The sequence below is a fragment of the Polynucleobacter sp. UK-FUSCHL-C3 genome (genome assembly GCF_040409815.1).
In the GTDB taxonomy this organism is placed as follows: Bacteria; Pseudomonadota; Gammaproteobacteria; order Burkholderiales; family Burkholderiaceae; genus Polynucleobacter.
Genome location: NZ_CP099959.1, coordinates 1,198,603 through 1,222,312, shown reverse-complemented (window position 1 = coordinate 1,222,312; position 23,710 = coordinate 1,198,603). Strand labels below are relative to the sequence as shown.

Annotated in this window: 23 protein-coding genes; 18 read left to right on the top strand and 5 right to left on the bottom strand. The window is 47.7% G+C overall.

Translation table 11 applies throughout. The features are described from left to right. Window positions 1-23: 23 nt before the first annotated feature. Both rnhA and NKE59_RS06210 read right to left on the bottom strand, forming a co-directional pair. Window positions 24-473, bottom strand: coding sequence for a ribonuclease HI (rnhA, locus tag NKE59_RS06215; RefSeq protein ID WP_353438118.1), 450 nt, complete (start codon window positions 471-473; stop codon window positions 24-26). A gap of 7 nt (window positions 474-480) precedes the next feature. Next, window positions 481-1,284 (bottom strand): class I SAM-dependent methyltransferase, encoded by an 804-nt coding sequence (locus NKE59_RS06210; RefSeq protein ID WP_353438117.1) that lies wholly within the window; start codon window positions 1,282-1,284, stop codon window positions 481-483. Window positions 1,285-1,317: 33 nt separating this feature from the next. Here NKE59_RS06210 and gloB point away from each other — a divergent pair, with 33 nt between their 5' ends. The 9 genes from gloB to NKE59_RS06165 all read left to right on the top strand — a co-directional run bounded on the left by gloB (window position 1,318) and on the right by NKE59_RS06165 (window position 11,782). Further along, on the top strand, window positions 1,318-2,136 hold the full coding sequence (gene gloB, locus NKE59_RS06205) for a hydroxyacylglutathione hydrolase (RefSeq protein WP_353438116.1): 819 nt from the start codon (window positions 1,318-1,320) through the stop codon (window positions 2,134-2,136). Window position 2,137: 1 nt separating this feature from the next. Continuing rightward, complete coding sequence (locus NKE59_RS06200) at window positions 2,138-3,514, top strand: transglycosylase SLT domain-containing protein (RefSeq protein WP_353438115.1); 1,377 nt, start codon at window positions 2,138-2,140, stop codon at window positions 3,512-3,514. A 42-nt stretch (window positions 3,515-3,556) separates the two neighbouring features. Then, a complete protein-coding gene (locus tag NKE59_RS06195; RefSeq protein WP_353438114.1) occupies window positions 3,557-5,434 on the top strand; it encodes a propionate--CoA ligase in 1,878 nt (625 codons plus the stop codon). Between the two features lie 211 nt (window positions 5,435-5,645). Continuing rightward, window positions 5,646-6,824, top strand: a complete 1,179-nt coding sequence (carA, locus tag NKE59_RS06190; protein ID WP_353438113.1) for a glutamine-hydrolyzing carbamoyl-phosphate synthase small subunit — start codon at window positions 5,646-5,648, stop codon at window positions 6,822-6,824. Then, the gene (carB, locus tag NKE59_RS06185) at window positions 6,824-10,072 is read left to right on the top strand and encodes a carbamoyl-phosphate synthase large subunit (protein ID WP_353438112.1); all 3,249 of its coding nucleotides are present in this window, start codon (window positions 6,824-6,826) and stop codon (window positions 10,070-10,072) included. Before carA ends, carB begins: the two co-directional genes overlap by 1 nt. A gap of 38 nt (window positions 10,073-10,110) precedes the next feature. Next, entirely contained in the window at window positions 10,111-10,593 is a 483-nt protein-coding gene (greA, locus tag NKE59_RS06180; RefSeq protein WP_353438111.1) for a transcription elongation factor GreA, read from the top strand. 89 nt (window positions 10,594-10,682) lie between these two features. Next, the gene (locus NKE59_RS06175; protein ID WP_353438110.1) at window positions 10,683-10,937 is read left to right on the top strand and encodes an antitoxin; all 255 of its coding nucleotides are present in this window, start codon (window positions 10,683-10,685) and stop codon (window positions 10,935-10,937) included. Further along, window positions 10,937-11,263 carry a type II toxin-antitoxin system PemK/MazF family toxin gene (locus NKE59_RS06170; RefSeq protein WP_353438109.1) on the top strand — a complete coding sequence of 109 codons (327 nt, stop codon included), beginning with the start codon at window positions 10,937-10,939 and terminating at the stop codon, window positions 11,261-11,263. The genes NKE59_RS06175 and NKE59_RS06170 overlap by 1 nt, the downstream gene beginning before the upstream one ends. Window positions 11,264-11,272: 9 nt before the next feature. After that, entirely contained in the window at window positions 11,273-11,782 is a 510-nt protein-coding gene (locus NKE59_RS06165) for a DUF4149 domain-containing protein (RefSeq protein ID WP_353438108.1), read from the top strand. Here the strand turns inward: NKE59_RS06165 and NKE59_RS06160 are convergent. Beyond that, the gene (locus NKE59_RS06160; RefSeq protein ID WP_353438107.1) at window positions 11,775-12,230 is read right to left on the bottom strand and encodes a YhbY family RNA-binding protein; all 456 of its coding nucleotides are present in this window, start codon (window positions 12,228-12,230) and stop codon (window positions 11,775-11,777) included. The two genes, NKE59_RS06165 and NKE59_RS06160, sit on opposite strands and share 8 nt — an antisense overlap. 56 nt (window positions 12,231-12,286) lie before the next feature. Here NKE59_RS06160 and NKE59_RS06155 point away from each other — a divergent pair, with 56 nt between their 5' ends. The 4 genes from NKE59_RS06155 (at window position 12,287) to glmM (ending at window position 17,233) form a co-directional block, all read left to right on the top strand. Further along, the gene (locus NKE59_RS06155; protein ID WP_353438106.1) at window positions 12,287-12,952 is read left to right on the top strand and encodes an RlmE family RNA methyltransferase; all 666 of its coding nucleotides are present in this window, start codon (window positions 12,287-12,289) and stop codon (window positions 12,950-12,952) included. Window positions 12,953-13,126: 174 nt separating this feature from the next. Next, on the top strand, window positions 13,127-15,010 hold the full coding sequence (ftsH, locus tag NKE59_RS06150; protein WP_353438105.1) for an ATP-dependent zinc metalloprotease FtsH: 1,884 nt from the start codon (window positions 13,127-13,129) through the stop codon (window positions 15,008-15,010). A 2-nt stretch (window positions 15,011-15,012) separates the two neighbouring features. After that, window positions 15,013-15,897, top strand: a complete 885-nt coding sequence (folP, locus tag NKE59_RS06145; protein WP_353438104.1) for a dihydropteroate synthase — start codon at window positions 15,013-15,015, stop codon at window positions 15,895-15,897. Next, window positions 15,890-17,233 (top strand): phosphoglucosamine mutase, encoded by a 1,344-nt coding sequence (gene glmM / locus NKE59_RS06140; protein ID WP_353438103.1) that lies wholly within the window; start codon window positions 15,890-15,892, stop codon window positions 17,231-17,233. The genes folP and glmM overlap by 8 nt, the downstream gene beginning before the upstream one ends. Here the strand turns inward: glmM and NKE59_RS06135 are convergent. Continuing rightward, window positions 17,230-17,484, bottom strand: coding sequence for a hypothetical protein (locus NKE59_RS06135; RefSeq protein WP_353438102.1), 255 nt, complete (start codon window positions 17,482-17,484; stop codon window positions 17,230-17,232). The two genes, glmM and NKE59_RS06135, sit on opposite strands and share 4 nt — an antisense overlap. Window positions 17,485-17,596: 112 nt before the next feature. Here NKE59_RS06135 and ppk2 point away from each other — a divergent pair, with 112 nt between their 5' ends. Continuing rightward, a complete protein-coding gene (gene ppk2, locus NKE59_RS06130; protein ID WP_353438101.1) occupies window positions 17,597-18,502 on the top strand; it encodes a polyphosphate kinase 2 in 906 nt (301 codons plus the stop codon). A 21-nt stretch (window positions 18,503-18,523) separates the two neighbouring features. After that, a complete protein-coding gene (locus tag NKE59_RS06125) occupies window positions 18,524-20,422 on the top strand; it encodes a PhoX family phosphatase (protein ID WP_353438100.1) in 1,899 nt (632 codons plus the stop codon). Here the strand turns inward: NKE59_RS06125 and NKE59_RS06120 are convergent, their stop codons facing one another. Further along, window positions 20,423-21,307 carry a metallophosphoesterase gene (locus tag NKE59_RS06120; protein WP_353438099.1) on the bottom strand — a complete coding sequence of 295 codons (885 nt, stop codon included), beginning with the start codon at window positions 21,305-21,307 and terminating at the stop codon, window positions 20,423-20,425. It abuts the gene before it with no gap. 87 nt (window positions 21,308-21,394) lie between these two features. Between NKE59_RS06120 and NKE59_RS06115 the strand changes: the two genes are divergently transcribed. From NKE59_RS06115 to pstS, 3 genes are all read left to right on the top strand, one after another. Continuing rightward, window positions 21,395-21,595, top strand: coding sequence for a GDCCVxC domain-containing (seleno)protein (locus tag NKE59_RS06115; RefSeq protein ID WP_353438098.1), 201 nt, complete (start codon window positions 21,395-21,397; stop codon window positions 21,593-21,595). Between the two features lie 180 nt (window positions 21,596-21,775). Next, entirely contained in the window at window positions 21,776-22,447 is a 672-nt protein-coding gene (locus NKE59_RS06110) for a hypothetical protein (RefSeq protein WP_353438097.1), read from the top strand. Between the two features lie 204 nt (window positions 22,448-22,651). After that, the gene (gene pstS / locus NKE59_RS06105; protein WP_353438096.1) at window positions 22,652-23,689 is read left to right on the top strand and encodes a phosphate ABC transporter substrate-binding protein PstS; all 1,038 of its coding nucleotides are present in this window, start codon (window positions 22,652-22,654) and stop codon (window positions 23,687-23,689) included. Window positions 23,690-23,710 lie beyond the last annotated feature (21 nt).

Sequence of the window (23,710 nt, the reverse complement as noted above, 5' to 3'; positions counted from 1 at the left end):
TGTCGGTTTAGCCCGCCATGGGTTTATTTGGCGCTTAAGAACTCCTCGACCCCGCGATTGGCAAGTTGATCGGCTAATTCATTGCCAGGGTGTCCGTTATGGCCCCGTACCCAATGCCATGCGATCTCATGATCAGGTAGGAGGGCGTCAAGCTCTTGCCAGAGATCGACATTTTTGACTGGAGATTTATCTGCTGTTTTCCAACCCCGCGCCTTCCAGCCAGTAAGCCACTCGGTTACGCCTTTTTGTACATACTGTGAGTCCGTATAGAGTTCGACCACGCTGGCTTGCTTTAAGGCTTTGAGTGCATGGATTACTGCACTAATTTCCATCCGATTATTGGTGGTGGAGTGCGCACCGCCATGCAGATGCTTCTCATGATGGCCGGCACGCAATACAGCACCCCAGCCTCCAGGGCCTGGATTACCTTTGCATGCGCCATCGGTATAGATTGTGATGTGAGGTTTGCTCATGACGTCTTTATACCTGTTCTGAGCTTTGTTGACTGGCATTTTGGGCAGCAGGATTAAATTGCGGTAGGGCTTGTAGCGCAGACTTAGGAACGCGACCTACTAGTCGGGTGCCTGCATGGCGTTTAATGGCGGAGATTAAAAAGACCGAGCCAAAGATGGGCCACCAACGATTACCCATGCTCTCCAGAAAGGCCATGCGGGCCAACCCCTTTTCTTTGCGAACCGGAAGACGGTAGCAGGCAAAGTGACCCCGATCGACCGAGTAGTCTAATAACTTGAGCCAGTCTTTTACCCGCAGCAAACTCATAAACTGCCCTTCTTTAGGGAGGTAGGCTTGACCAATCAGGCGCCCGGTATATTGCCGCAGACCCCACAGGCTTGCTGGATTAAATCCAGAGATTACTACTCGACCCTCGGGGATTAAAACGCGATCCACCTCTCGTAAGATTTGATGCGGATCGTTCGCAAACTCCAACACATGGGGCAGGATCACCAAATCAATCGATTGATTTGCAAAAGGCAACTCTTCTGGTATTCCCTCGATTTGTTGGTAAGGTAATTCACCTCCTGATTTAGAAACCCCATGGGGCAATAGCATCAATTTCAGTGAAATACGACTTTCTGAAAGCGTGTTCATTTGAGGCAGGCCGATTTGCAGAGCGTGATAACCAAATACATCGCTGACCGCTTGATTAAAGAGCAACTGTTCTGATTGCAAGATGTATTGCCCAGGCGGAGATTGCAGCCAGGTTTCCCAAGAGTTCTCGGGGGGGTGGTCAGTCAGCAGATCGGGGGGAGTGCTTGTTATCATAGAAGGATTGACTTGTGTCCCAAGGGTTTGCTAATGGCTTCAAATTCGACCTTACACGTTTGGCCCATTCCTGCCTTTACTGATAATTACATCTGGTGCATTCGGGACAGCCAATCTGCCATCCTGGTAGACCCAGGAGATGCTAAACCAGCGATTGACTACCTTCAGCAAGAAGGCCTTCACCTTAGTGGCATTCTAATCACTCATTACCACGCTGACCACATCGGCGGCTTAAAGGATTTACTGACGTGGGGGCATTCTCGGGGAGTCTCGTTTCCGATCTATGGCCCTGCTGCAGAGGACATCCCAGAGCGGACCCATGCCTTATTCGAGGGGGATCGGGTCGAGTTTGCTAAGCCCGCAATCTCTCTTGGGGTACTTGAGGTTCCAGGGCATACCTTAGGTCACATTGCCTATGTGGCTGATACTGCCCATAACCCCGGCGAGACCCCTAAGCTCTTTTGTGGGGACACCTTATTTGCCTCAGGCTGTGGCCGTTTGTTTGAGGGCACTCCCACCCAAATGTCATCCTCCTTGGCAAAGTTCTTATCCTTGCCAGAGGATAGTTTGGTGTATTGCACCCACGAGTACACCTTATCGAATATCCGTTTTGCGCTCGCAGTAGAGCCCCAGAATGTCAACTTACAAGCGTGGGCTAAGGAGGCGCAGCAGTTGCGAGACCGTAATCAGCCCACGGTACCAACAAACATTGCTCACGAAAAACGCGTTAATCCATTCATGCGCTGTGACCAAGAGCCTGTCCTCGCTGCTGCAGAAAATGTGATTGGCAAGAAGCTGAATACTCCAGCAGAGGTTTTAGCGGTGGTGCGCGCCTGGAAGGATCGCTTCTAAGATGAACTTGAGTCGCTACCTAACTATTGTGAGTAGTGCACTGGTTTTATTGCTCAGTGCTTGTGCTAGCACTGGGAATGAATGGTCTCCCACTGCCGATACCAAGCGCGACCCCCGAGCTGCTAAGGCGCCCCGCGTTGATTTGAGTAAACAGTCGGTTAGCAATGTAATGGCTCCCTCTAATAATTTATGGATCCATATTCGTCAGGGATTTCAGTTACCCGAGTTAGATAGTCCTCTTGTCCTTCAGCAAACCCGCTGGCTTACAGCGCGCCCTGATTACCTCGATCGCTCAATGGCGCGTTCCTCGCGTTACCTCTTCTATATTGTGGAAGAAGTAAATCGTCGCAACATGCCAAGCGAGTTAGCGTTATTACCCTTTGTCGAGAGCGCCTTTAATCCCGAGGCAAAGTCAACCGCTAAGGCAATGGGTATTTGGCAGTTTATGCCTAGAACGGGGAAGGATTTCAAGCTAACTCAAAACGTCTTTCGTGATGAGCGCCGCGATGTTTTGCAATCGACCAATGCAGCGCTTGATTATTTGCAACGACTTTACAATCAATTTGGTGATTGGCAGTTAGCCTTGGCAGCCTATAACTGGGGTGAGGGCAATGTTGCTAAAGCCATCAAGCGCAATCAGGCGCAACGTAAGCCAACAGACTATCTCAGCTTAACGATGCCACGAGAGACGCGTGAGTATGTGCCTAAATTAATGGCGTACAAAAATATTGTGAACGATCCTGCTGCATACGGCATTGTGTTGCCAGAGGTAGAGAACCACCCCTATTTTGTTGCGATTGATGTTACCCGCGATATTGATGTGGAAGTGGCTGCACAACTAGCAGAGATGTCCTTGGCAGATTTCAGAAATCTCAATCCTGCGTTTAATAAGCCGGTTATCTTGGGGGCTGCAGATCAACAAATGCTTCTACCGTTTGCGCAGGCTGAACTGTTTCAGATGAATTTGGCTAGTTATACCAAGCCACTGTCCTCCTGGACTGCTTTAACCATCACCAAGAGTGAGACCGCCGAGCAATTGTCTACCCGTCTAAACCTGAACCCGCAGTTGATTCGGGATGTAAATGACATTCCACGGGGGATACGGATTCGGGCCGGTTCCACGGTTTTGATACCTAAGCCCCCCGGAAAAGACTCGGATATTCCTGTGCATTTGGCCGAGCATGGCCAATTAAAGTTGGATAAGGGTGCATCCTCTAAACCCAAGACCAGTCAGGGAAATAATGCAAAGGCAAGTACTGCTAAACCAAAAATAGCGAGTACTCAGCAGAAATCCCCATCGACAAGTTCTTCAAAATCAGCGAAAACAGGAAGCAATACAGGCTCTGGGATGAGTGCTGGCGTTAAGACCTCTCCTTAGACCAAAGCCCATGACCACCACTTTTTTTGAGAGGAATGCGGTATGAGCACCGGTTACAAATCATTTCACGAGAGTTCGATAAAGGACCCTAAAGGATTTTGGGCAGAGCAAGCCAAATTGGTCGATTGGCATAAGCCCTTTGATCAGGTCTTTGATTATTCGAATCCACCGTTTGCAAAATGGTTCATTGGTGGACAAACCAATCTCTGCCATAACGCAGTTGACCGTCATTTAAAAGATCGTGCGCAGCAGATCGCATTGGTTGCAGTATCCACGGAGACCGAACAAGAGCGCACCTATACTTTTGAGGAGTTACACGCTGAAGTCAATCGCATGGCTGCGATCTTGCAAGCGCATGGGGTCGTGAAAGGTGATCGTGTACTGATTTATATGCCAATGATTGCACAGGCTTGCTTTGCTATGTTGGCTTGCGCGCGCATTGGTGCAATTCATTCGGTGGTATTCGGTGGCTTTGCATCACACAGCTTGGCTTCGCGCATTGATGATGCCAAGCCCAAGATGATTATTACGGCCGAGGCGGGCATGCGCGGCGGCAAGGCGGTTCCCTATAAGCCATTGTTAGATGAAGCCATCACGCTAGCGAGCTATAAGCCTGAAAAGGTCTTGATTGTGAACCGCGGCCTAAGTGATTACAGTACCGTAGCCAATCGTGATATTGATTATGCGAGCGAGCGTGAGAAACATTTAAATAGCAAGGTGCCAGTGGAGTGGGTCGACGCCACGCATCCTTCTTATATTTTGTATACCTCAGGTACAACAGGTAAACCGAAGGGCGTGCAACGCGATACTGGCGGTTACGCCGTAGCATTGGCAAGCTCGATGCGCTTAATTTTTGGTGGTAATCCCGGCGAGACCATGTTCACCACCTCCGATATTGGTTGGGTGGTAGGTCACAGCTACATTATTTATGGTCCATTAATTAATGGTATGGCCACGATCATGTATGAGGGCACCCCACTGCGACCCGATGCGGGCATTTGGTGGAGTTTGGTAGAAAAGTATAAGGTCTCGGTAATGTTCTCTGCACCGACGGCAGTCCGAGTGCTCAAGAAACAGGATCCAGCATTCTTGAGTAAGCACAACTTATCTACCTTGCGTACTTTGTTCTTAGCAGGCGAGCCCTTAGATGAGCCCACGGCATCATGGATTCATGATGCACTCAAGAAACCTGTTGTGGATAACTATTGGCAAACAGAAACCGGCTGGCCGATTTTGGCAATTCAGCGCGGCGTTGAGGTGATGCCACACAAGTTTGGTTCCCCAGGTGTCCCGGTATACGGCTACAACATGAAGTTATTGGATGAGGCGACCGGGGCAGAGCTTGGTCCCGATAAGAAGGGTGTAGTTGCGATTGAAGGACCATTACCACCGGGATGTATGCAAACGGTCTGGGGGGATGATCAGCGTTTTACAAAAACCTATTGGGAAACAGTTCCAGGCAAGCAGGTGTATTCCACATTCGACTGGGCGATTAAAGACAAAGATGGATATTTCTTTATCTTGGGACGCACCGATGATGTGATCAATGTCGCGGGTCATCGTCTTGGAACGCGTGAGATCGAGGAAAGCATCTCAAGTCACGCCAATGTGGCAGAGGTTGCAGTGGTTGGCGTCGAAGATCAATTGAAGGGACAGGTAGCGATTGCATTTGTAATCGCCAAAGATCCTACAAAACTAGCCAATATGGAAGCTGAAGTGATGAAGACCGTTGACTCACAACTCGGGGCAGTCGCAAGACCTGCCCGCGTTTATTTGGTGAGCGCCTTACCAAAAACTCGCTCTGGCAAGATCGTTCGCCGTGCATTACAAGCAGTTGCGGAAGGGCGTGATCCTGGAGACATCAGCACTATGGAAGATCAATCGGTCTTGGCTCAAATTAAGCAAGTGATTGGGAAGTAGTTAGTTACAGGCTCTCAGAGCTTTTTGTGAGTAAGCATTAGTCACTTTGCCGAGTGAGCGGCAAGGAACTGGTATCATTACGCCTATTAGTAACTATTACATTTGCCCTAGCGCTTAAAGACACTTACCTCCCCGCAATTTAGCCTCGGGTATGTCTTTTGGGGCAAAAAGTGTTGGACGGCAACAGGGTATTGGAGATTGTTTGTCGCCCTTGCTTCCTTCTTTTCCCCCCGCTGTATTAGCACTCGCAGATGGTTTCATCTTTTCTGGTCAAAGTATTGGTGCCCCTGGTGAAACCAGTGGCGAGGTAGTCTTCAATACCGCACTGACCGGTTATCAAGAGATCATCACCGACCCCAGTTATGCCAGACAGTTGGTCACATTGACCTATCCGCACATCGGTAACGTTGGTGTGAATGCGCAAGATGCGGAGTCAAGTCAGGTGTATGCCGCCGGCTTGATCATCAAAGATCTCTCTGCACGTGTTTCTAATTTCCGCTCGCAAGATCGCTTGGATCATTATTTGCGCGAAGCGAAGGTGCCTGGTATTGCTGGTATCGATACCCGTAAACTCACTCGGATTTTGCGTGATCGGGGCGCGCAATCGGGTGCGATCGTAGCTGGACAGGTGGGTGATAATTTAGAACAACTCACAAAACGCGCCTTAGCGCTTGCTAAATCATTTGCTGGAATGGCGGGTCTTGATTTGGCACAAGTGGTTACAACCCAAAAATCGTATGAGTGGCAAGAAGGTGAGTGGCAATTATTCGGTGAGCATGGCAAGCCCGCCTATCAAATGATGAAGAACCCTAGCAAGCGAGTCGTGGCATACGACTTCGGTGTGAAGCGCAATATCTTATGTATGCTCGCACAGCGTGGTTGTGCTCTAACCGTGGTGCCTGCCAAGACCCCAATATCAGAAGTGCTTGCCTTAAAACCCGATGGTGTATTTTTATCGAACGGCCCTGGGGATCCAGAGCCTTGCGACTATGCCATTAGTGCTGCACAGAGCATCATCGCCAAGAACATTCCCACCTTTGGTATCTGCTTAGGTCATCAGATCATGGGCCTAGCGGCCGGTGCGAAGACCTTGAAGATGAAGTTTGGGCATCATGGTGCAAACCATCCGGTGAAAGACTTGGATACTGGTCGCGTTGCCATCACATCGCAAAACCATGGATTTGCAGTGGATGCAAAGACCTTGCCGAATGATCTGCGAGTGACCCATGTTTCTTTATTTGATGGCTCATTACAAGGATTGGCTTGGAAAGATAAACCAGCGTTTTGTTTTCAGGGGCATCCGGAGGCATCGCCTGGCCCCCATGACATCGCTTACTTATTTGATCGTTTTATCTATCTTATGAACACCGCCGGCAAAGGGGCTCAATAATGCCAAAGCGGACTGATATTCATAGCATCTTAATTATTGGAGCAGGGCCGATTGTGATTGGCCAAGCCTGTGAGTTTGATTACTCAGGCGCTCAAGCATGTAAAGCATTACGTGAAGAGGGCTATCGCGTCATCTTGGTGAATAGTAATCCTGCCACCATCATGACCGACCCAGAGATGGCAGATGTCACTTATATCGAGCCAATTACTTGGGAAGTGGTCGAACGCATCATTGCGACCGAGAAACCCGATGCCATATTGCCGACCATGGGCGGTCAGACGGCACTTAACTGCGCCCTTGATTTGCATCGCCATGGTGTACTCAAAAAATACGGTTGCGAGTTAATCGGTGCATCGCCTGAGGCAATTGATAAAGCAGAAGATCGCCAGAAGTTTAAAGATGCCATGACCAAGATTGGTTTGGGCTCTGCAAAGTCTGGTATTGCGCATTCGATGGAAGAGGCGCTGACCGTTCAACAACGCATTCAAATAGAGACCGGTAGCTCAGGCTTTCCGGTTGTAATTCGACCGTCGTTCACGATGGGCGGGTCGGGCGGTGGTATTGCCTATAACCGCGAAGAGTTTGAAGAGATCTGCAAACGCGGTCTTGATCTTTCCCCCACCCATGAGCTATTGATTGAAGAGTCACTCCTGGGTTGGAAAGAGTTTGAGATGGAAGTGGTGCGTGATCGTGCTGATAACTGCATCATCGTTTGCTCGATTGAGAACTTAGATCCCATGGGCGTGCATACGGGCGACTCGATTACGGTTGCGCCTGCACAAACACTCACCGATAAAGAGTATCAAATCATGCGGAACGCATCGATTGCAGTATTGCGCGAGATTGGGGTGGACACGGGTGGTTCAAACGTGCAGTTCTCGATTAATCCAGTGGATGGTCGCATGATCGTGATTGAGATGAACCCACGGGTCTCGCGTTCATCAGCATTGGCATCCAAGGCAACAGGCTTCCCAATTGCGAAGGTGGCTGCGAAGCTGGCAGTGGGTTACACCTTAGATGAATTGCAAAATGATATTACGGGTGGTGCCACACCAGCATCGTTTGAGCCCAGCATTGATTATGTGGTCACGAAGATTCCACGCTTTGCATTTGAGAAGTTCCGTGAAGCTGATCCGCGCTTAACAACCCAAATGAAGTCTGTCGGTGAGGTCATGGCAATCGGTCGTACCTTCCAAGAATCTTTCCAAAAAGCACTGCGTGGTTTAGAGGTTGGTGTAGACGGCCTTGATGAGAAATCCACCGATCTGGAAGACATCATTCAGGAGATTGGTGATCCAGGCCCGGACCGGATCTGGTATGTCGGCGATGCCTTCCGCATGGGCATGAGCATTGATGAGGTCTTTGCAGAAAGTAAGATCGATCCATGGTTCTTAGAGCAGATTAAAGAGTTAATTGAGTTAGAGAATGCAGTCAAGGAACGGACTCTAAAGAGCATCAATGCTTCCGAGTTGCGCTTCTTAAAACAAAAAGGATTCTCAGATCGTCGTTTGGCTAAATTACTGAAGACCGATGCTAAAGCGGTGCGAGAGGCGCGCCATCACCATCAAGTATTTCCAGTCTATAAACGGGTTGATACTTGTGCCGCCGAATTTGCAACCAATACCGCGTATATGTACTCCACCTATGAGGCAGAGCATGGTGAGTGCGAGTCACAGCCTACTCAACGCGAGAAGATCATGGTCTTGGGTGGTGGCCCTAATCGTATCGGACAAGGCATTGAGTTTGATTACTGCTGCGTTCATGCTGCCTTAGCAATGCGCGACGATGGCTATGAGACCATCATGGTTAACTGCAACCCAGAAACTGTTTCTACCGATTACGACACCTCGGATCGTCTTTACTTTGAACCGCTCACCCTAGAAGATGTCTTGGAGATTGTGGCTAAGGAAAAGCCCAAAGGTGTGATCGTTCAGTATGGTGGCCAAACTCCACTTAAATTAGCTCTGGATCTCGAGGCCAATGGAGTGCCGATTATTGGCACATCCCCAGACATGATCGATGCGGCAGAAGATCGCGAACGCTTCCAAAAATTATTGCATGAGCTTAAATTACGTCAGCCGCCCAATCGAACCGCCAGAGCAGAAGATGAGGCTCTCAAATTAGCAGAAGAGATTGGTTATCCTTTAGTTGTGCGTCCCTCCTATGTATTAGGTGGTCGGGCGATGGAGATCGTGCACGATGGCCGTGATCTCGAGCGCTATATGCGTGAGGCAGTCAAGGTATCCAATGACTCACCAGTGCTACTGGATCGATTCTTAAACGATGCTATTGAGTGTGACGTAGATTGCATCTCGGATGGTAAGGATGTCTTTATCGGTGGCGTGATGGAACACATTGAGCAAGCCGGTGTGCACTCGGGCGACTCAGCCTGCTCATTACCCCCTTACTCTTTATCGGCCGAGACCGTGGCTGAGATCAAGCGTCAAACAGCAGCAATGGCCAAGGGTCTTAATGTGGTTGGCTTAATGAACGTGCAATTTGCGATTCAAAATGTCGACGGTAAGGATGTTATTTATGTTCTCGAGGTTAATCCTCGCGCCTCACGAACTGTGCCGTATGTCTCAAAAGCTACTGGCTTGCAATTGGCCAAAATTGCAGCGCGCTGCATGGTTGGACAATCCCTTGAGCAACAGGGTATTACGAAAGAAGTAATACCGCCGTATTACTCAGTGAAGGAAGCGGTATTCCCATTCAATAAGTTCCCTGGCATTGATCCCATCTTAGGGCCAGAGATGCGCTCAACTGGTGAGGTAATGGGAGTCGGCAAGACCTTTGGAGAGGCTTTGTTTAAATCTCAGTTAGCTGCAGGTATTAAATTACCGAAGAGCGGTAATGTCGTTCTTACCGTTAAGGATAGCGATAAGCCCCTAGCGGTTGAGGTGGCAAAGCTCTTGCATGAGATGGGATTTCCGATGGTTGCAACCAAGGGAACGGCTGCAGCCATTGCGGCAGCTAATATTCCGGTAGCGGTTGTCAATAAAGTTAAGGAAGGTCGTCCGCACATTGTCGATATGATCAAAAATGGCGAGATCACCTTGGTCTTTACAACGGTTGATGAGACTCGTAATGCGATTGCAGACTCCCGTTCTATTCGGACCACCGCTCAAGCCAATGGCGTGACCTACTACACCACCATTAGTGCAGCCCGTGCGGTGATGGAGGGAATGCGCGCCAAGGACTCTTTAGAGGTTTATTCCTTACAAAATTTACATATTGCGCTTAGCTAGCTTAAAATCCAGAATTAACGATTTAAGGGTTGAGCGGCATGAGTGCAAACACAATTCCGATTACAAAGCGTGGTGCTGAGCTCCTGAAAGAGGAGCTCCACCGTCTCAAGCACATTGATCGCCCAGCAGTGATTAATGCAATCTCCGAAGCACGTGCGCAAGGGGATCTTTCTGAGAATGCTGAGTACGATGCCGCCAAGGAAAAGCAAGGGTTTATCGAAGGCCGCATCAAAGAGCTGGAGACCAAACTATCGGGTGCGCAGATCATAGATCCCTCACTCCTTGAGGCAGAGGGTCGCGTGGTCTTTGGTGCCACCGTTGATTTAGAAGATCTTGATGATGGTAAAAAAATGAGCTACCAGATTGTGGGCGACGATGAAGCCGATATTGCTGCCAATAAGATCTCGATTAGCTCTCCCATTGCACGGGCATTGATCGGTAAGGAAGAGGGCGACGTGGTCAGCGTGCAAGCCCCAGCGGGTGCGCGCGAGGTTGAGATCCTAAGCGTTCGTTATATCTAAGAACCTAATCCTTATAAGTTATATTTTTATATAATTGCACTGTAGTGCAAAGTATGTTATATTTTTATATAACCTATTAGGAGCTAGTCATGCAAACACATTTAAGAAAAGTAGGCGGTTCTGTGATGATGGCTGTATCACCGGGATTTTTGGAGGAACTTAAGATCTCCTCTGGATCTATCGTTGACGTTGCCTTATTAAATGGTCGATTGGTGGTGAAGCCAATCTCAAAGCCCAGCTATCAGTTAGCTGATTTATTGGCAAAGTGCGACCCTAATGCAAAAATGCCGAAAGAGGATAAGCAGTGGCTTGAGCTAACCCCGATTGGTAATGAGATTTTGTAATGAATCGGGGTGATATTTATTTAGTCTCCTTAGATCCAAGTTCTGGCCATGAGCAAAAAGGGTTTCGTCCCGTGCTGGTTGTTTCTCCAGGACCATTTAACAAGTTAACTAAGACCCCAATAGTAGTACCTATTACAACAGGTGGAAATTTTGCAAGAGTGGCTGGTTTTACTGTTGACCTGGTGGGTACAAAAACAGCTGGTGTGGCTCGTTGTGATCAGCCAAGGGTGTTGGACTTGGCGGCACGAAAAGCAAAAAAATTAGAAAGTGTTTCAAATCAAACTATGGATGAGGTGTTGGCTAAATTGGCCACATTAATTTCATAGTAACTATATATGATACATAGCAGTTCCAGCCAACATCAAATTGCCCAACGATTATTTCTATTCATTTGCAGTCTTTGGGTTGGTAGCTTAATTACTGTTGGTTATCTCGTAGCTCCCACCTTATTTGCTACCTTAAGTGATCGACAGGTGGCCGGTATGGTTGCCGGTGCGATCTTTAAGGTCGAGGCCTATATCAGCTTAGTCGTGTGTGTTGGTCTACTGGTCCTCGCAAACTTACTCGTGAGTCGCGGGCTGCAATGCTATCGAGCAATTCGGTGGATCTTGCTAGTCATGTTGATTTGTGCGGCAGTCGGTAGCTTTGTACTCATGCCGTGGATGGAGAGTTTGCGCGAGGAAGCCTTATTGCAAGGAATGCCCGTGCGGTATTCACCGTTAGCCGGTTTGTTCTCTACCTTGCATGGAGTATCGAGCGCAATATTTTTGGCACAAAGCCTCTTGGGGGTCTACTTAGTTTGGTACCTAAGTCGTTCACTTGGCAGTGCAAATCAAGCTAGCTGAGAGCGGCTTTCTTGGGACTGGCTTGACGTACCTTGCGACGTTTTGGTTTGTCTGCAGGCGCGTGTTTCGTTCCCTTCATCCCAATGCGTGAGCCGGCAGCCTTCTTGGCAACTCGAGCTACTTTATAAGCACGCGCCACCTTCTTGCTGGGAGCTAATTTCTCCTCTTTGGATTTTTGGGGACGCCACACTACGAGCAGTTTGCCAATATGCTGAATCGGTGCCGCATTGAGCTGGTCACAGATCTCGAGGAGCATTTGCTCTCGGGCATCGCGATCATCACCGAGAACTCGGATCTTAATCAGCCCATGGCTCTTCAGAGCAAGCTCTGTTTCTTTGGCAACGGCGGGTGTGAACCCATCATTGCCGATCATGATCACGGGTTTAAGAGGATGTGCTTTCGCACGGTGTGCTTTGCGTTGGGCGGGGCTTAAGGTCAGTGCAGTCATCTTGAGATCATAGAGGATTATCGAAGCCTGCTTAGAAAACAGCGACAATAATGATCGTGGCAAAGAACAAGTTCAATAAAAATTGGTTACACGACCATCTAAATGACCCTTATGTGAAGTTGGCACAGAAGGAGGGCTATCGAGCTCGTGCCGCTTACAAACTAAGCGAGATTGATGCACAAGATCACCTCATCAAAGCAGGAATGACCATTATTGATCTAGGCAGTACGCCAGGGAGTTGGAGCCAGTATGCGCGTAATCGTCTCGTGGAACTGCGCCGTAATCCAAGCCCTGAGAACGCTGGCAAGCCAGATGGTTGCATCATTGCAATCGATCTTTTGCCAATGGACCCGATTGCAGACGTACACTTTATTGAAGGCGACTTTAGAGAGGACGAGGGACTTAGAGCGCTTGAAGCAGCCTTGCCCCCAGAAGCTCATGGCAAAGTTGATCTCGTGCTCTCAGATATGGCACCCAATCTATCTGGGGTTGGGGTTGCTGATTCTGCTCGAATGGCACTCTTGGCAGAACTTGCCTTGGAGTTCGCCAAAAGCCATTTAAAGCCCGATGGGGCCCTTTTAATTAAGTGCTTTCATGGAAGCGGTTACAGCCAAATAGTTGAGACTTTTAAAGGGGTATTTAGGGTGGTAGCCCCCAGAAAACCCAAGGCCTCCCGCGACAAGTCCTCTGAAACCTTTCTGCTAGGGCGTTACCTGAAGTAGGGTAAAACAGACAGAAGACCCCAAAATAAGTCTTTTTGCATAGTAAACCCAGCCTTTTTAGGATAAATTTGTCCTTCAACCCTTGATTTTTGTAGGTAGTAGAATCAAATACATAGGGTAGGCATTTAAGACTTGGCCCTGATAACTCCCGGATCAATCCGGCAAAGGTGTAATTTGAATAACAATTTGTTCCAAAAAGTGGGTGTTTGGCTCATCGTTGGCTTGGTTTTGTTTACTGTCTTTAAGCAGTTTGATAAACCACGCACACAAGATCAGGTCACGTATTCCCAATTTATGGATGACGCCAAAAGTGGCAAGATCAAGCGCGTAGATGTGCAAGGCCGTACTTTGCAAATTACCCCAGCAGACGGTAATAAATATTCTCTCATCTCTCCAGGCGATATCTGGATGGTCGGTGATCTCATGAAATACGGTGTGCAGGTTACTGGTAAGACCGAAGACGAACCAAATCTTTTGGTCTCAGCTCTTTATTACCTCGGACCCACATTGCTCATCATTGGTTTTTGGTTCTTCATGATGCGCCAGATGCAAGGTGGCGGTAAGGGCGGGGCATTCTCCTTTGGTAAATCCAAAGCTCGCTTAATTGATGAGAACAGTAACTCGGTGACCTTTGCTGATGTCGCAGGATGCGATGAAGCGAAAGAGGAGGTCTTCGAGATTGTGGATTTCTTAAAAGATCCGCAGAAGTTTCAGAAACTCGGTGGTCGTATCCCTCACGGTGTTCTCTTAGTGGGCCCCCCAGGAACTGGTAAGACTTTATTAGCTCGGGCGATTGCCGGTGAGGCCAAGGTGCCGTTCTTCTCAATCTCTGGTTCAGACTTCGTAGAGATGTTTGTGGGTGTAGGTGCAGCACGTGTGCGTGATATGTTTGATAACGCCAAGAAGCATGCACCATGCATCATCTTCATTGATGAGATTGATGCGGTTGGTCGTCACCGCGGTGCTGGCATGGGCGGCGGTAATGATGAGCGTGAGCAAACCCTCAATCAAATGCTAGTCGAGATGGATGGTTTTGAGACCAACAGCGGTGTCATCGTTATCGCTGCAACGAACCGTTCTGATGTCTTGGATCGCGCCTTATTGCGCCCCGGTCGTTTTGATCGTCAGGTTCATGTTGGCTTGCCAGATATTCGGGGTCGCGAACAAATCCTGCGTGTGCATATGCGTAAGGTGCCGATTAGCACGGACGTTGATCCTGCGGTATTGGCCAGGGGTACCCCAGGGTTCTCGGGTGCTGACCTTGCGAACCTCGTAAACGAGTCTGCCTTATTTGCTGCGCGCCGTAGTAAGCGTGCGGTCGATATGCAAGACTTTGAGGATGCTAAAGATAAGATCTACATGGGCCCAGAACGCAAGTCAGCAGTGATGCGCGAAGAGGAGCGACGCAATACGGCATATCACGAGTCAGGTCATGCGGTGGTAGCTAAGATATTGCCGAAGGCAGATCCGGTTCACAAAGTTACGATCATGCCCCGTGGTATGGCCTTGGGCGTCACCTGGCAGTTACCCGAGTTTGATCGTGTTAATTTGTACAAAGATCGCATGTTGGAGGAGTTGGCTATTTTGTTTGGTGGCCGCGCTGCCGAAGAGGTGTTCTTGAGCTCGATGAGTACGGGCGCTTCTAATGACTTTGAGCGCGCTACCAAAATGGCTCGTGACATGGTGACCCGTTATGGTATGAGCGATAGCTTAGGCACTATGGTGTATGTCGATACCGAACAAGATAGTATGTTTGGCAAGATGAACAACAAAACGGTTTCTGAGTTGACTCAACAAAAGGTGGATTATGAGATCCGTACCTTAATTGATAGTCAGTATGCTTTAGCAAAGAAGATCCTCGAAGAGAACCGCGATAAGGTGGAAGCTATGGTAGCTGCTCTCTTAGAGTGGGAGACCATTGATGCCGAGCAAATCAATGACATCATGGCCGGCCGTCCTCCTAAGGAACCCAAGCCAGTGACTGCAACTGCCTTTGGTAACTCCGCTGGTGGCGGCACACCTGGACCGGCTGCAGGCGGGGCTCCCGCAACAGCCTAAGGATGCAGGTTAATCCATCGCCCGCGGCATGGCGCTGCGGGCATTTTCTTTTTGAGCTCTCCAAGACCACTCGTCCTTTGGTGATGGGTATTTTGAATGCCACCCCAGATTCATTCTCCGATGGTGGGCAGTTTTATCAACGCGATGCAGGGCTTAAGCAAGCCGAGAAAATGATTGCTGCAGGCGTAGACATTATTGATATTGGTGGCGAGTCCACACGACCTGGGGCAGAACCGGTCGCCTTACAAGAAGAACTCGATCGCGTTTTGCCTGTGATTGAGGCTCTTAAAGAGTGCGGTGCAGCCCTCTCGATTGATACCTATAAACCAGAGACCATGCGAGCAGCCCTTGATTTAGGTGTCGACTGTGTCAACGATATCTGGGCGCTTCGTCAAGAGGGAGCAGTGGATGTTGTCAAGCAATCAAACTGTGGCGTGGTTCTCATGCATATGCAACGCGATCCACAAACCATGCAATTTGATCCTCATTACGATAATGTCTTGCAAGATGTACAAACCTTTTTATTGGAGCGCTGTGCATTGCTTGAAGAGGCTGGCATTGCATCGAACCGCATCACCATTGACCCGGGATTTGGTTTTGGTAAGAGCCTTGAGCATAACTATCAACTCTTAGCCCAATTTGCATTGTTTACAGAGCATGGCTATCCGGTCTTAGCAGGTATCTCACGCAAATCCATGCTGGGTAAAGTAACCCATAAAGAAGTTGGAGACCGCCTGATTCCGAGCATCGCTGCTGCAATCATGGCGGTTGAGCGTGGTGCCAAAATTGTGCGAACGCACGATGTGAGTGAGACCATGGATGCCATAAAGATTTGGCAAGCCATGCGAGAGCAAGAGCTTACAAGTTTTATAATGAAGAATGACTAAAAAATACTTCGGTACCGATGGCATTCGTGGAGAGGTTGGTGTTCCACCCATTGTTCCAGACTTCATGTTGCGCTTGGGTTATGCCGCTGGCAAGGTATTAATCCGCCACGCCAAATCAAATGAGCGTCAACGGGTATTGATTGGTAAAGACACGCGCGTCTCTGGATATTTATTAGAGGCTGCATTGGAGTCTGGATTCTCAGCAGCGGGTGTGGATGTCACCTTATGCGGCCCTATGCCAACACCGGGGGTTGCCCACCTCACCAAAGCATTACGCCTATCAGCTGGAGTAGTGATCTCCGCGTCCCATAATCTCTATCAAGACAATGGTATTAAGTTTTTCACTGCCAAGGGCGATAAGTTCTCAGACGCCTTTGAGCTCGAGATTGAGCAAGAGCTTGAGAACGCGATGGGCTGTGTCAGCTCCGATAAACTGGGCAAAGCCTTTCGTCTTGATGATGCAGCAGGACGTTACATTGAGTTTTGTAAATCCACATTCCCAGCCGATCTCAATCTCAAAGGCCTAAAGATTGTGCTTGACTGTGCCAATGGTGCTGCTTATCACACGGCCCCTCCGGTTTTTCATGAACTAGGAGCGGAGGTGATTACCATCGGCGTATCGCCAAATGGTCGCAACATTAATGATCACTGTGGTGCAACTGCACCCCAAGCACTGATCGCAAAGGTACAAGAAGTCAGTGCTGATATTGGCATTGCCCTTGATGGTGATGCCGATCGATTGCAGATGGTGGATAGTAGCGGCCGACTCTTTAACGGGGATGAGTTGCTGTATGTCTTAGCTAAAGATCGTATTGATCGGGGGCAGAAGATTGGTGGGGTAGTTGGCACACTCATGACCAATTTAGCAATCGAGAACGCCATTAAGAGCCTCGGTCTGGGCTTTGAACGGGCTAAGGTAGGCGATCGCTATGTTCGAGAGTTATTACAGAACAAGCAATGGATCATTGGTGGAGAGGGATCTGGTCATCTGTTGTGCTTAGATCAGCACAGTACGGGAGATGGCACCATCGCTGCTTTACAAGTGCTCGCAGCGATGCAAGAAAAACAGAAGTCCTTAAATGATTTATTGAACGGTGTTCAGATCTTTCCGCAAGTGCTGATCAACGTCAAAACCAAGCCTGATTACAACTGGCAGAATGACCTTAATCTCAACACTGCAATCACTAAGGCAGAACAAAGCCTGGTTGGTAAGGGTAGGGTATTAATAAGGGCATCGGGGACGGAGCCTGTGCTACGTGTGATGGTAGAGGCCAACGAGGCAAACCTAGCGCAGCAAACTGCTGAGGCGATTGCAGAGCAAGTCAATACACATTAATTGCCCCAGTCCGTATCTATCTCATTTTGCTTTGGGTCATTATCGCGCCTATTTTTACGATTAACTAAGTATTGCCAGATTAGTCGGTCTTTCTCATGATTATCAATATCATAGTGTTGGAACCGCTCCTCTAATTCCTTTATTTGATCATTGGGGTTGATTGCCATATCAATATCTCCAAAAATTACTTGACCAATGGGTAGCGGCTCTTTGCAGGACCTTCGATAGTTAATACAAAGTTTGTACAGCATGTATTGTGGCCAACGGTCATGACATCACTATGTCAGTTTTATGTCAGGTAATTAAAGTGTCACATTTAAGTCATGGGCTTCTTGTAACTTAACAAGTTCAAAGGAGTTATCAATGAATCAGAATCAAGATGATTTATCACAATGGTACAAAAGAGCCCAAGATGAGATTTTGGATGACCTCGATGAGGAATTAGAGCTTGAGCTTGATGATCAGCGCTTGGGAGATGACTCAAGTTCTTTAACGGCAATTAATCGTCGGTTTTATTTCAAAGAACTTTTTCGTCTTCAAAAAGAGTTGATTAAGTTACAAGATTGGGTAGTTCATCATAAGTTAAAAGTTGTTGTTTTATTTGAGGGTCGCGACTCTGCTGGAAAGGGCGGCGCTATTAAACGCATTACACAACGATTAAACCCCCGCGTATGCCGAGTAGTTGCCCTATCAGCTCCATCAGAGCGAGAGAAGACCCAGTGGTATTTTCAACGCTATATTGCGCATTTACCCGCTGCTGGCGAAATCGTATTATTCGATCGCAGTTGGTATAACCGAGCAGGTGTGGAGCGAGTGATGGGCTTTTGTACCGATGATGAGTATCAGGAATTCTTACAAACTGTCCCAGAGTTTGAAAAAATGATTATTCGCTCAGGGGTGATTCTAATTAAGTATTGGTTCTCGATTTCGGATGAGGAGCAGTACAACCGCTTTACACAACGCATCAATGATCCTCTTAAGCAATGGAAATTAAGTCCGATGGATTTAGAGTCTCGCCGACGTTGGGAGCAGTACACCAAAGCAAAAGAAATGATGCTTGAAAAAACACATATTTCTGGAGCTCCTTGGTGGGTGGTTGCAGCCAATGATAAAAAGCGTGCTCGCTTAAACTGTATTCATCATTTACTTGCTCAGATTCCGTATGGGGAGATTGAGCATCCCCACATTACGCTACCTGAACGGGTTCATAACCCAGACTATATTCGCGGTCCTGTCCCCCGCGAAATGTATGTTCCTGAAATTTATTAATCACTAACCAATTGGTACACCATGAACGAATTTGATAATCCCATCGTTAATACTCTTTTTGATCCCCAAAATACCCTCGAAACCAAAACTGACCGACGCTTTTTTCTAAAGTCGAGCGCAGCACTCTTGGCTGTAATGAGCCCTGGTCTTGGCATGGCTCAAAGTACTAAATCGATTTGGGGTGGAGCGAAGCCATTTAATTTTGAGTCCGTCTCACTGGCGCAGGCAAGCGATGGCATTGCGATTCCAAAAGGTTATCGATGGGCAATAGTTGCTGCATGGGGCGATCCCATTAATGGTAAGTTTCCAGTTATTTCCTATGATGTGATTAATACGCCTGAGCAACAAGCCAAGCAGTTTGGCATGCACCATGATGGCTGTGCATTTTTCCCAGAGCAGGGTTCATCCACAAAGGGTCTTTGGGTTGTTAATCACGAATACACCGATGACGGTCTTCTTCATCCTGATGGTATGAAAACCTGGAACGCTGATAAGGTCCGCAAGAGTCAGGCAGCACACGGAGTCACAGTTGCCCATATTCAGCGCGAGAGTAGTGGTGCTTGGCAAGTAGTATCTGGCCCAAATACAAGACGCATTACAGCCTATACTCCCTGCGCTATTTCAGGACCAGCGGCCGGAAGTATTTATATGCAAACAGTCGCAGACCCCAAAGGAAAGCTAGCGCTTGGCACTCTTAATAATTGTGCTAATGGAGTTACCCCATGGGGCACTTACTTGACCTGTGAAGAAAATATAAATGGTTATTTTGTAAAGAAGGGTAAAGCGAGCAAGGAAGAGCAGCGGATTGGTATTAATGCAAAGGGGTTTGGTTATCGCTGGGAGGAGTTTGATGAGCGCTTTAATGCTGACCTTACACCCAATGAGCCGAATCGCTTTGGTTGGGTCGTTGAAATCGATCCACGCGATCCTGATCAGGCCCCCATTAAACGAACCGCATTAGGACGGTTTAAGCATGAGGGTGCTCAAGTCACCTTGGCAAAAGATGGACGTGTAGTGGTCTACATGGGCGATGATCAACGCGGTGAATATGTTTATCGATATGTGAGTAAATTTCCTTACAAACCAAATCAGCCAGAACACAATAGGACGCTCTTAGATGAGGGCACACTTTTCGTTGCTCAATTTTCGGATAGTGGCGAAGGTCGGTGGATCCCCTTGGTCCATGGTCAAAATGGCTTGAGTAAAGAAAATGGCTTTCCAGATCAAGCGTATGTGCTCATCGAAGCGCGCTTAGCGGCTGATTACCTGAAGGCAACTCCTCTCGATCGCCCTGAATGGGTAGCTGTTCACCCTAAAACCAATGACGTCTATCTGGCGCTGACCAACAATAATCAACGCGGTAAAGAGTTCCCCGTAAATGCTGCCAACCCGCGTATCAATAATTTGATGGGGCATATTGTTCGCTGGAAACCGCGAGGCCAAGATGCCGCAAGCGATCGCTTTGATTGGGAGATTTTTGTCTTGGCGGGAGACCCAGACAATACCGATCCAAATCAGAAAGGGAATATTCAGGGGGATGTCTATGGATCACCTGACGGGTTGTGGTTTGACCAGCGCGGAATTTTATGGACTCAAACTGATATTTCTTCAGGAGCTTTGGGCAAAGGCGCGTATTCACGCATTACGAACAATATGATGTTTGCTGCAGATCCAGTTAGTAGAGAATTTAGACGCTTTTTAATTGGACCTAATGGTTGCGAAGTGACCGGTGTTGACTTAACACCTGATTACAAAACCATGTTTGTCAACATTCAGCATCCTGGTGAGAGTCCGAGCGAGCGTAGTAATCCGGACAAGCCAAAAGCCTTCAGTGATTGGCCTGATCGCAAACTGTTTTCCAGACCCCGATCTGCAACCATTGCGATTTGGCGGGAGGATGGCAAACCGGTTGGTAGCTAATTAGGGTTGAATGAGGAAGGGTCGAAATGAAAAGGGGCTTTGTTTTGTTTTATCTACAGTAATTTCGACCGCTTCAATTTGTTGATCCCCCATGACTTGCAAACGGTAAGCTCGATCAAGAGTACGCTTACTAATTGGATCACTAAAGGGTTGATCAATGATTAAGCGATGACTATCGCCATGAATAATAAGAGCAGGTTTGGCAAAGTCCGCCAGTTTTTGATTCAGTAGAGCAATCGTATCGCGTAAGCCACTTGTGAGGGATGTCGCTTGCTCAGGGGAATAAAAAAGATCTGCTTGAAGAGCAATGACGAGGTGATCGATGCCTTGGGATTTAGTAATTGTAAATACATGTTCAAGCCAGGCTAAATTGGCTTGATTACGTCGGGTATATTCTGTGAACTGACTAAAGTTATTGTTTGAACCAACAACGTGGACCGTAACAAATAGCGTGGACTCGTGGAGCCAGTAGGCATTCTCGACAAACTCTTTAAACCTTGGATGAATGTCCGCCTGACGATTTAAGCGAATCGGGTTTTTGCCAAGACTCTTGGTATCGGAAAAATAGAGTTGACGAATAAATTGCAGTCGCTCGCTTGGTTCAAATGCTCCGGCGCTTGGGCGATGACAATCAGTCCATTCATTATCACCGGGTGTATAAACCAGCGGCTGATTAAAAGTATTAAATAGCCGATGAATTTTCTGTAAATATTCATTGGAGCAGGGCGAACTACCGTTTTTGGTGTCACCCACAAAAATGCTCAATGTCGGCTGTGACCGATTAATTGATTGGATTAATTGCTCAAACCGGATCTCGTCCCCATCGCGATAGGGCATATCACCCAGAGCGATAAACCGAAATGCCTGCGCCCAGAGTGGAATCATGCAGCACAGAGAAGCGACTACTATCTGCTGGAGGAGAGTCTTAATGGGATTCATCACAGTGAAATATTATCCATTCAGAATGGGAATATGTTTATTCAACAATCAACCTTAACCTGCCCTCATTGTTTTGTTCGTGAATGTGTTGAAATTCATTCGGCGTATCCAAACCAATTTCATCAATGCCCATCGTGCCTTCGACCCTATCAAGCCAATAAAAACGATTGTTGTATTTTCTGTAGTTACGGAGATACGCCATGCAATCAAATCGATCGAAACTTAGCTCTATAAAAAAACCGCCCTAGCAGGGCGGAAAATTCAACACGAAGGGAGTTTCTTTAATTTTATACAATCCTAACGTGACAGCTTGATGGCAGTTTTGTGTCAGCATCTAATTGATGCAATGCAACAATTCTTTGTCATATTCCTTTGCTAGACTGATTTTTCATTAATTGACATGAGGTGTGTGTAATGAAAAAGCCGTCAGAAGCAGCAAAGAAAGCGAAGGCAAAAGAGCTCTTTACTCTGTCTCATAAATTGCTTGATGCAGCGAAGCAGCTAAGCGAGCACCATGCAGCAGAACTTCGCTACAACATGCAGCAGGCGCTGGATGCCGCTAAAACAGCGGCTCAAAAAGATATGAAGCAACTCAATGCAATGCAAAAGAAGGCAGCCGATGAGGCTGCTAAGCGCATGAGTGTTTATCAGAAGAAGGTCAAAGTGATCTTGAAAGATATTGGTAGTGAGGCTGCAGATGGTGCCGAGAAGCACTTTGATCGGGCTCGAGACGCCATTAGTGATTGGATTAAAGAGGCTGATAAGAAAATCCCCATGGGCGGAGAAAAACTCGCAAAAGTCGTGCGTGAGGTTTCCGATGCTGGTGCCAAAGTATTTAAAGAAGGCCGCAAGGCAGTTAATGATGCCATTGAGTTAGCCGAGAAGAATATTCAGACGGTTGCTAAAAAGGTGAGCAAAGCCACGGCTAGCAAAAAGGCCAGGAAGCCCGCTCAAAAGAAACTGGTACCCCGCAAATCGACGGCTGTGAAGAAGAAGACCGCCCCCAGGAAAAAGCCCACAACAGCCCCAAGCCAGGCTTCACAAAGCTCTGTTTTAGGAAATGGCAGCGCCGCAGTACCTAACTGAGTTGCTAAATTAGGGAATTCACCCTAAATATTTAGGGTGAATCATAAATTTTGGCTACAGAGCAGCGGCACTAATTAATTAACCTATTGATTTATATAATTTATTTAGATCAACTCCTACGTCATTTCAGCTGTCACTAAAGCGTCATATTCCCCCCGTATTGTTCTTCTATCGCGTTGTGCGAGACCTTATTGAGGATTAAAAATGACGATTACTTTGAAAAAAGCCCTAACTGTTGCGGCTCTTTCCATTGCTACTGCAAGTTTTGCTCCTGCCGCCCTTGCTGCAGACATAACCGGCGCTGGCGCTACATTCCCATACCCAATCTACGCTAAGTGGGCTGAAGCCTATAAAGCCAAAACAGGTAATGGTTTGAACTATCAATCCATTGGCTCATCCGGTGGTATTAAGCAAATCAAAGCCAAGACTGTTGACTTTGGTGCAACCGATAACCCTGTGAAATTTGATGATTTACAAGCTGACGGCTTGGTTCAGTTTCCTGCCATTATTGGCGGTGTAGTACCTATTATTAACGTTGATGGTATCAAGCCTGGTCAAATCCGTTTGGATGGTCAAACTCTGGCAGATATTTTTCAAGGTAAGATTTCTAACTGGAATGACAAGCGTATTACTGATCTCAATCCAGGCGTGAAGATCCCTTCTGGTGATATCACGATCGTTCACCGCGCGGATGGCTCGGGAACGACCGCGATTTTCACCGACTATTTAGCTAAAGTTAGCGCCGATTGGAAGTCCGTAGTTGGTGCTGGTGCCGCTGTTAAATGGCCAGCTGCTTCCTCAGTAGGCGGTAAGGGTAACGAGGGTGTTGCAGCAAACGTAGGTCGTGTTAAGAATTCGATTGGCTATGTTGAGTATGCATACGCCAAGAAAAACAACATGACCCATGTGCAATTAAGAAACCCAGCCGGTCAATTCGTCCAACCTGATGACGAGACCTTTGCGGCCGCAGCGGCAGGTACTGATTGGGCAAAGGTTCCAGGAATGGGAACATTTATTACCAATGCTGCAGGTGCTAAATCTTGGCCAATTACTGGTGCATCCTTTATCTTGATGTACAAGACCCCAGTTAATAAAGCAAATTCTGCTGAAGTATTGAAGTTTCTTGACTTCGCCTTCAAAGAGGGTAAGAAAATGGCTTCTGACCTTGATTATGTGCCAATGCCAGATGTCACCACGGACTTTATTCGTAAAAATGTTTGGAATCAAATTAATACTAAGTAATCTTTTAGCTTAATTTAGTAT

Coding starts and splice junctions, on each gene's coding strand:
- NKE59_RS06125 (WP_353438100.1), top strand. CDS start 18,524: ATGAACGAATTTGATAATCCCATCGTTAATACTCTTTTTGATCCCCAA.
- NKE59_RS06170 (WP_353438109.1), top strand. CDS start 10,937: ATGAATCGGGGTGATATTTATTTAGTCTCCTTAGATCCAAGTTCTGGC.
- rnhA (WP_353438118.1), bottom strand. CDS start 473: ATGAGCAAACCTCACATCACAATCTATACCGATGGCGCATGCAAAGGT.
- gloB (WP_353438116.1), top strand. CDS start 1,318: ATGGCTTCAAATTCGACCTTACACGTTTGGCCCATTCCTGCCTTTACT.
- NKE59_RS06175 (WP_353438110.1), top strand. CDS start 10,683: ATGCAAACACATTTAAGAAAAGTAGGCGGTTCTGTGATGATGGCTGTA.
- pstS (WP_353438096.1), top strand. CDS start 22,652: ATGACGATTACTTTGAAAAAAGCCCTAACTGTTGCGGCTCTTTCCATT.
- NKE59_RS06115 (WP_353438098.1), top strand. CDS start 21,395: ATGTTTATTCAACAATCAACCTTAACCTGCCCTCATTGTTTTGTTCGT.
- folP (WP_353438104.1), top strand. CDS start 15,013: ATGCAGGTTAATCCATCGCCCGCGGCATGGCGCTGCGGGCATTTTCTT.
- glmM (WP_353438103.1), top strand. CDS start 15,890: ATGACTAAAAAATACTTCGGTACCGATGGCATTCGTGGAGAGGTTGGT.
- NKE59_RS06110 (WP_353438097.1), top strand. CDS start 21,776: ATGAAAAAGCCGTCAGAAGCAGCAAAGAAAGCGAAGGCAAAAGAGCTC.
- NKE59_RS06135 (WP_353438102.1), bottom strand. CDS start 17,484: ATGCTGTACAAACTTTGTATTAACTATCGAAGGTCCTGCAAAGAGCCG.
- ppk2 (WP_353438101.1), top strand. CDS start 17,597: ATGAATCAGAATCAAGATGATTTATCACAATGGTACAAAAGAGCCCAA.
- greA (WP_353438111.1), top strand. CDS start 10,111: ATGAGTGCAAACACAATTCCGATTACAAAGCGTGGTGCTGAGCTCCTG.
- NKE59_RS06165 (WP_353438108.1), top strand. CDS start 11,273: ATGATACATAGCAGTTCCAGCCAACATCAAATTGCCCAACGATTATTT.
- NKE59_RS06200 (WP_353438115.1), top strand. CDS start 2,138: ATGAACTTGAGTCGCTACCTAACTATTGTGAGTAGTGCACTGGTTTTA.
- NKE59_RS06210 (WP_353438117.1), bottom strand. CDS start 1,284: ATGATAACAAGCACTCCCCCCGATCTGCTGACTGACCACCCCCCCGAG.
- NKE59_RS06195 (WP_353438114.1), top strand. CDS start 3,557: ATGAGCACCGGTTACAAATCATTTCACGAGAGTTCGATAAAGGACCCT.
- NKE59_RS06160 (WP_353438107.1), bottom strand. CDS start 12,230: ATGACTGCACTGACCTTAAGCCCCGCCCAACGCAAAGCACACCGTGCG.
- carB (WP_353438112.1), top strand. CDS start 6,824: ATGCCAAAGCGGACTGATATTCATAGCATCTTAATTATTGGAGCAGGG.
- NKE59_RS06120 (WP_353438099.1), bottom strand. CDS start 21,307: ATGATTCCACTCTGGGCGCAGGCATTTCGGTTTATCGCTCTGGGTGAT.